This is a genomic window from Klenkia sp. PcliD-1-E (genome assembly GCF_024124375.1).
In the GTDB taxonomy this organism is placed as follows: domain Bacteria; phylum Actinomycetota; class Actinomycetes; order Mycobacteriales; family Geodermatophilaceae; genus Klenkia.
Genome location: NZ_JAMXRZ010000169.1, coordinates 1 through 6597 on the forward strand (window position 1 = coordinate 1; position 6597 = coordinate 6597).

The 6597-nt window shown below is 74.9% G+C and carries 7 protein-coding genes and 3 pseudogenes; 4 read left to right on the forward strand and 6 right to left on the reverse strand.

All coding sequences use genetic code 11. The features are described 5' to 3' along the window. The 5 genes and pseudogenes from NH342_RS21225 to NH342_RS21245 form a co-directional block, all read right to left on the reverse strand. On the reverse strand, positions 1-229 hold a 229-nt coding region (locus NH342_RS21225), incomplete at its 3' end, for a cold-shock protein (RefSeq protein WP_253018072.1). A gap of 39 nt (positions 230-268) precedes the next feature. Continuing rightward, positions 269-469: pseudogene (locus tag NH342_RS21230) on the reverse strand (cold-shock protein); the annotation flags it as partial. Between the two features lie 45 nt (positions 470-514). Beyond that, positions 515-703: pseudogene (locus tag NH342_RS21235) on the reverse strand (cold-shock protein); the annotation flags it as partial. 153 nt (positions 704-856) lie between these two features. Beyond that, a pseudogene (locus NH342_RS21240) lies at positions 857-1054 on the reverse strand (cold-shock protein); the annotation flags it as partial. A 68-nt stretch (positions 1055-1122) separates the two neighbouring features. Continuing rightward, positions 1123-2187, reverse strand: a complete 1065-nt coding sequence (locus tag NH342_RS21245; protein WP_253018067.1) for a YbhN family protein — start codon at positions 2185-2187, stop codon at positions 1123-1125. 119 nt (positions 2188-2306) lie between these two features. On the opposite strand from NH342_RS21245, the gene NH342_RS21250 reads away from it, so the two are divergent. Next, entirely contained in the window at positions 2307-3992 is a 1686-nt protein-coding gene (locus tag NH342_RS21250; RefSeq protein WP_253018068.1) for a ribonuclease J, read from the forward strand. Positions 3993-4063: 71 nt separating this feature from the next. On the opposite strand, the gene NH342_RS21255 is transcribed toward NH342_RS21250, so the two are convergent. Beyond that, on the reverse strand, positions 4064-4369 hold the full coding sequence (locus NH342_RS21255; RefSeq protein WP_253018069.1) for a hypothetical protein: 306 nt from the start codon (positions 4367-4369) through the stop codon (positions 4064-4066). 162 nt (positions 4370-4531) lie between these two features. Between NH342_RS21255 and NH342_RS21260 the strand changes: the two genes are divergently transcribed. The 3 genes from NH342_RS21260 to NH342_RS21270 all read left to right on the forward strand — a co-directional run bounded on the left by NH342_RS21260 (position 4532) and on the right by NH342_RS21270 (position 6562). After that, positions 4532-5101: a sigma-70 family RNA polymerase sigma factor gene (locus NH342_RS21260; protein WP_253018070.1), complete on the forward strand. Its 570-nt coding sequence runs from the start codon at positions 4532-4534 to the stop codon at positions 5099-5101. Beyond that, positions 5098-5763 carry a zf-HC2 domain-containing protein gene (locus tag NH342_RS21265; RefSeq protein ID WP_253018071.1) on the forward strand — a complete coding sequence of 222 codons (666 nt, stop codon included), beginning with the start codon at positions 5098-5100 and terminating at the stop codon, positions 5761-5763. Before NH342_RS21260 ends, NH342_RS21265 begins: the two co-directional genes overlap by 4 nt. A gap of 73 nt (positions 5764-5836) precedes the next feature. Then, the gene (locus NH342_RS21270; RefSeq protein ID WP_256481019.1) at positions 5837-6562 is read left to right on the forward strand and encodes a CHRD domain-containing protein; all 726 of its coding nucleotides are present in this window, start codon (positions 5837-5839) and stop codon (positions 6560-6562) included. Positions 6563-6597: the final 35 nt, after the last annotated feature.

Sequence of the window (6597 nt, forward strand, 5' to 3'; positions counted from 1 at the left end):
GGCGCGGCGGCGGGCCTGCCTGGCCCAGCGGCCGGACGACGTCGGCCTGCGGGCCCCGCTCGCCCTGGCTGGCGGCGAACTCCACCCGCTGGCCCTCGACGAGGTCGCCGTAGCCGCCGTCGTCCTCGATCACCGAGTAGTGCACGAACACGTCGCGGGAGCCGTCGTCGGGCTCGACGAAGCCGAAGCCCTTGTCGGCGTTGAAGAACCGGACCGTGCCCTGCTGCATCCCCGAGCCGCCGCCGTAGCCGCCCGCACCGCCCGACAGGGGCTGCACGTAGGTGGCCTGCATGCCGCGGTCGCCCTGGGCGGCCTCGAACTCGACCCGCTGGCCCTCCTCGAGGGAGCGGTAGCCGCCGTCGTCGACGATCGCGGAGAAGTGCACGAACACGTCGTCGCCGCCGCCGTCGGGCGAGATGAACCCGAAGCCCTTCTCGCCGTTGAAGAAGCGCACCGTGCCCTGGGGCAGCCCGGACCCGGACCAGCCGCCGTCGTCGTGGTCACCCCCACCCGCGAGGGGCTCCACGTGGGTGGCCTGCACGCCCCGGTCGCCCTGCGCGGCCTCGAACAGCACCCGCTGGCCCTCCTCGAGGGAGCGGTAGCCGCCGTCGTCGACGATCGCGGAGAAGTGCACGAACACGTCGTCGCCGCCGTCGTCGGGCGAGATGAACCCGAAGCCCTTCTCGGCGTTGAAGAAGCGCACGGTGCCCTCGGTGCCGCCGCCGGAGCTGCGGGGGGCGCGGGCCGGCTCGCGGCGCGGGGCCTCCCGGCGCGGACCCCGGTCCTCGCGGCGGTCGTCGCGGCGCAGCTCGCGCGAGGTGGATCGGTCGACCTGCACGGGCGGACCGCCCAGCGGGGTGACCCGGTCGGCCTGCAGGCCGCGCTGGCCGGGGCTGGCCTCGTACTCCACCCGGGCGCCCTCGTCGAGGCTGCGGAACCCGCCGCGGTCCTCGATGGCCGAGAAGTGCACGAAGACGTCCTCACCGCCGTCGTCGGGGCCGATGAACCCGAACCCCTTCTCGGCGTTGAACCACTTCACGAACCCCTGCGGCATGCCCTGCTCCTGCTTCCTGCTGCGTCGTGGCACCGGTGTGCCGGTCTCCAGGGTCCCACCCGGCGTGCTCAGTCCTCCGGAGGGTGCACCGGCCGGGGCGCGAGCACCAGGCACAGCGCCCCGATCGCGGCCAGGAGGTAGAGGCTGGCCAACCGGTAGACCACGACCGCGGGCACCGCCTGCGCGGCCGGCAGGCCCGCCGCGACCAGCGCGGAGGCCACCGCGGCCTCGACGACGCCGATGCCACCGGGGGTCAGCCGGGTGGAGGACACCAGCGCGCCGGCGGCGAAGGCCAGCACGGTGCCGCGCAGCGACAGCTCGGCACCCACGGCCTCCACCGCGAACCACAGGCACAGCGCGTCCAGCAGCCAGTTGGCCACCGCCAGCAGACCGGCCAGGCCGGCGTTGCGGACCCCCGGACGGATGGCGCCCAGGGAGGTCAGCGCGTCGTCCACGGCCGGGCCGACGACGGCGGGCCGGAGCACCCGGAACCAGCGCGACAGCGGGGAGAGGACGGCGGCCAGGACCTTGACGACCAGGTCCTTGGCCTCGGGGCTGCGGGTGACGGCCAGCAGGGTCAGCACCGGGACGACGGCCGCCACCGACGCCACCGACGCCACCGCGGCGCCGAACGGGCTGCCGGTCGCCGAGGCGCTGACCGCCACCACCGCGGCCAGCGCGACCGTCGAGCACACCCCCGACACCGCGAGCACCCAGCTGACCAGCGCGGCGCTGTTGCCCAGGTCGCGCATCCGGCGGAAGGCATAGGCCACGCTGGCCGCCGACCCCGCCAGCGGCAGGCCCACGGAGATGGCGTTCCCGCCGTAGACGGTGGCGGTCAGGCTCCCGGTGGGGGCCGTGCCGCCGCCGGCGCGCAGCAGGATCTGCTGCTGCCACACCAGGCACTGCATGGACAGCAGCTGGACGGCGACGGCGGCCGCCGCCCACCGCCAGTCGGTGGTCGACAGGGTGCGGAACCAGCCCACCACCGACTGCCAGAAGACCGCCAGCAGCACCACCGTGCCGATCGCGAGGACCGTGCCGAGGAACGGCCGCCACCACCGCGCGACCGCACCGCGGGCGGCCGCGGTGTCCGCGCCGCCCGGGTTCTCCGGGTCGCGACCGGTGCTCATCGGTGACGACCGTAGCGACCCCGGGGCCGCGGACGACGGCTCCGTGCCGTCCGGTCTGCCCCGTACGGGTGGTACGGCACCGGGCCGAACTGTCGGTGGGTGGCCGTAACCTCCCGGGCATGAGCCGCACGCACCCCGAGCTGAAGACCCCGCCGCCCCTGCCGGAGGGGGGCCTGCGGATCGTGGCGCTGGGCGGGCTCGGCGAGATCGGCCGCAACATGACGGTCTTCGAGCACGAGGGCAAGCTGCTGGTGGTCGACTGCGGGGTGCTCTTCCCCGAGGAGCACCAGCCCGGCGTCGACGTGATCCTGCCCGACTTCACCTCGATCCGGGACCGGCTGGACGACGTCGAGGCGATCGTGCTCACCCACGGCCACGAGGACCACATCGGCGGCGTGCCCTACCTGCTGCGCGAGCGCCGCGACATCCCGCTGGTCGGTTCCAAGCTCACCCTGGCCTTCATCTCGGCCAAGCTCGAGGAGCACAAGATCAAGCCGGTGCTCCACGAGGTCACCGAGGGCGAGACCGTGCCCTTCGGCCCCTTCGAGACCGAGTTCCTGGCGGTCAACCACTCCATCCCCGACGCGTTGGCGGTGGCCATCCGCACGAAGGCCGGCCTGGTGCTGCACACCGGCGACTTCAAGATGGACCAGTTCCCGCTCGACCGGCGGATCACCGACCTGCGCGGCTTCGCCCGGCTCGGCGAGGAGGGCGTCGACCTGTTCCTCACCGACTCCACCAACGCCGAGGTACCCGGGTTCACCCTGAGCGAGGGCGACCTGGTGCCGGCCATCGAGACGGTGTTCCGCACCGCCCCGAAGCGGGTCATCGTGTCCAGCTTCGCCAGCCACGTGCACCGCATCCAGCAGGTGCTCAACGCCGCGCACGCGCACGGCCGCAAGGTGGCCTTCGTGGGCCGGTCGATGGTCCGCAACATGGGCATCGCCCGCGAGCTGGGCTACCTCGACGTGCCGCAGGGCCTGGTCGTCGACCTCAAGCAGATGGACAAGCTGCCCCCCGACCAGGTCTGCGTCATCTGCACCGGGTCGCAGGGCGAGCCGATGGCCGCGCTGTCCCGGATGGCCAACCGCGACCACGTCATCCGCATCTCCGAGGGCGACACGGTGCTGATGGCCAGCTCGCTGATCCCGGGCAACGAGAACGCCATCTACCGGATCATCAACGAGCTCACCCGGTGGGGCGCGAACGTGGTGCACAAGGGCAACGCCAAGGTGCACGTGTCCGGCCACGCCAGCGCCGGGGAGCTCGTCTACTGCTACAACGTCGTCAAGCCCCGCAACGTGATGCCGGTGCACGGTGAGTGGCGGCACCTGAAGGCCAACGGCGAGCTGGCCATCCGCACCGGCGTCCACCCCCGCGGCGTGGTGCTCGCCGAGGACGGCCAGGTCGTCGACCTCGTCGCCGGCAAGGTCCGGGTGACCGGCAAGGTCAGCGCCGGCAACGTCTACGTCGACGGCGCCACCGTCGGCGGGGCGACCGAGGCCTCCCTGAAGGACCGGCGCAACCTGGCCGAGGAGGGCGTCATCACGGTGGTGGCCATCGTCGACGCCGACACCGGTCTGCTGGCCGAGCCGCCGGACTTCCTGGCCCGCGGGTTCGTCCACGACGAGGGCACCTTCGACGGCGTCGTCCCGCTCATCGAGAAGGCCCTGGCCAAGGCCGCCGAGGAGGGCGTGGGCGGTGCGCTGCAGCTCGAGCAGCTCATCACCCGGGCGGTGGCCCAGTGGGCGCACCGCAACGGCCGGCGCAGCCCGATGATCATCCCGGTGGTCATCGACGCCTAGCGGCGCGCCGGAACCGCCCCTCGCAGGGACCACGGCGTGCGGAAGGCGTCGTGGGGCGAGGGGGTCCTCCCTCAGGCGGCCTGGCCGTACCAGCCGGCGAGCAGGTCGTGCCGGACGGCGACCGGCAGCGCGCCCCAGCGGAGCAGGGCGGCCCGCTCGGCGCTGGCGCTGGCCCGGGCCAGCCGGCCCAGCTCGCGGACGCGGTGGGCGGGGGGTGCCGTCGAGCCGCGGCCGCCGACGAGGCGGAGCGGGGCGATCGGCCCGGTCAGGGCCTGGCACAGGGAGTCGTACGCCGCCGTGATCGCGGCCTGGTGCGCGGGGTCGGACCACAGCGGGCACCGGCCCGACTGCCCGACGGAGGCTGCTGGAGCGCTCATGCCCGGGATATCGGCAGTGCACGTCCGGATCGTGACCGAGCCGTGACCGCCGTCGGGTACAGGGGTGCACGGCCCGGCCGTGCACGACCGGACCACCGCGGTGAACGCGGCGCAGCCGGGCGCCGTACCCCTCACCGGAGGAGTCGACGGAGGGGAGCGGACGTGACCGGGGGACGCACGGGTGGGCGGCTGGCCGCACTCCGCCGGCGGGTGCCCGACCCCGTCGAGGCCTTCGACGCCCGGGCTGCCTACGCCGCGCACGGCGCCGAGCTCTACCGGTTCGCGCTGCGCCAGCTCGGCGACGAGGGCGCCGCGCAGGACGTCGTCCAGGAGGTGTTCCTGCGTGCCTGGCGGGCCGCGGACTCCTACGACCCCCAGGTGGCCGGGCTGCGCACCTGGCTGTTCGCGATCGCCCGCAACGTGGTGGTCGACGAGGCCCGTCGCTTCGCCGTCCGGCCCTGGCAGCGCGCGCTCACCGACGACGCCGGCGCCGACGTCCCGGTCGACGCGGGTCTGGACGAGCGGGTGGTGGACGCCTGGGTCGTGGAGGAGGCGCTGGGCCGGCTCGGCGCCGACCACCGGGTGGCGATCGTGCAGACCCACCTGCGCGGCCGGCCGCACGGCGAGGTGGCCGCCGAACTGGGCATCCCGGTGGGCACACTGCGCAGCCGGGTCTTCTACGGGCTCAAGGCGCTGCGCCTGGCGCTGGAGGAGATGGGGGTCGAGCCGTGAGCACGCACCGCGAACTGCGCGAGCAGCTGGGGGTGTACGCCCTCGGCCACGGCACACCGGCCGAGCGGGCCGCGGTGCGCGCCCACCTCGACGGGTGCGCCGGTTGCCGGGCCGAGCTGGCGTCGCTGACCCCGCTGCGCGACCGGCTGGCCCTGGTCGACCCCGACCGGCTCGACGACCTCCCCGCGCCACCCGCCGGCCTGGGTGACCGCGTGCTGGCCGGGATCGCCGCGGAGGAGTCGGCCGAGCGCGCCGCCGTCGTCCCGCTGCGCCGGCGCCGCTGGCTGCCGGCCGCCGCGGCCGCCGGGATCGCCGCGGCCGGGTTCGGGGTCGGCTGGCTGGTCCGCCCGGTGCCCGATCCGCTGCCGCTGGAGCCGGTCGCCGTCCAGGTCGAGGTGCCGCAGGTGCAGGCCACCGCCGACGTCGTGCCGCACACCTGGGGGATGGAGGTGCAGCTGCACGGCGCCGGTTTCACGCCGGGCGAGGTGTACCGCGCCCAGGTCACCGAGGACGACGGCCGGGTCGTGCCGGCCGGGGAGTTCCTGGGCACCGGCGACGCGGAGATGGTCTGCAACCTCAACAGCTCGGTGCTGCGGGAGGACGCGGCGTCCTTCGCGGTGCTCGACAGCTCCGGCGCGGTGGTGCTCACCTCCTCCCTGTGAGGCGGCGGTGAACGCGGCCGGGTCGGGCGCCGTACACCTCCAGGACAGCGACCCCGAGCACTGGAGCCCGACGATGTCCCGCACCCGCACCGCCCTCCTCCGCACCGCCGTCGTGACCGGCGCCGCCGGCGCGCTGGCCCTCACCGCGGTCGGCCCCGCCGCCGCCGAGACCGAGGTGCCCGAGCCCGCCACCTTCACCAGCGCCTTCACCGCGATGGCCACCCCCGACATGGTGGTCAACAGCGACGGGGTGGCCACCCCCGGCGAGCCCGGCGCCAGCGGCACCTTCACCTACCGGATCAACTCCGACACCGAGGTGATCTGCTACGACATCCGGCTGACCGGGGTGACCCCGCCCTACCAGTCGCCGGCCAAGACGGCCACGCACATCCACCAGGCCGATGCCGGCCAGTCCGGCCCGCCGCGGATCGCCTTCCCCAACCCGGAGGACGACGGCAGCGGCTCCCTGGTCAGCACCGGCTGCCTGCAGGGCCCCTTCACCACCGGCGTCGCCCCCGACGGCACCGACACCGGGGAGGGCTTCACCCTCGACCAGATCGAGGCCGACCCGTCGGCGTTCTTCACCGACACGCACACCGCGGCCTACGTCGCCGGCGCGGTGCGCGGCCAGCTGACCGCGATCCCGGTCGGCGGGGTCGAGACCGGGGCCGGTGGCGCCTCGGCCGCCCAGGACGGGTCCGCCGGGTCCACCGGGACCGTCGTGGCCGTGGTCGGTGGCGCGGCCCTGCTGGCCGGGGCCGGCGCGGTCGCCCTGCGCCGCCGGGCGCCGCAGCAGTGAGCACCCGCGGGCTCCGTCGTCTGGCCGTGGCTGCC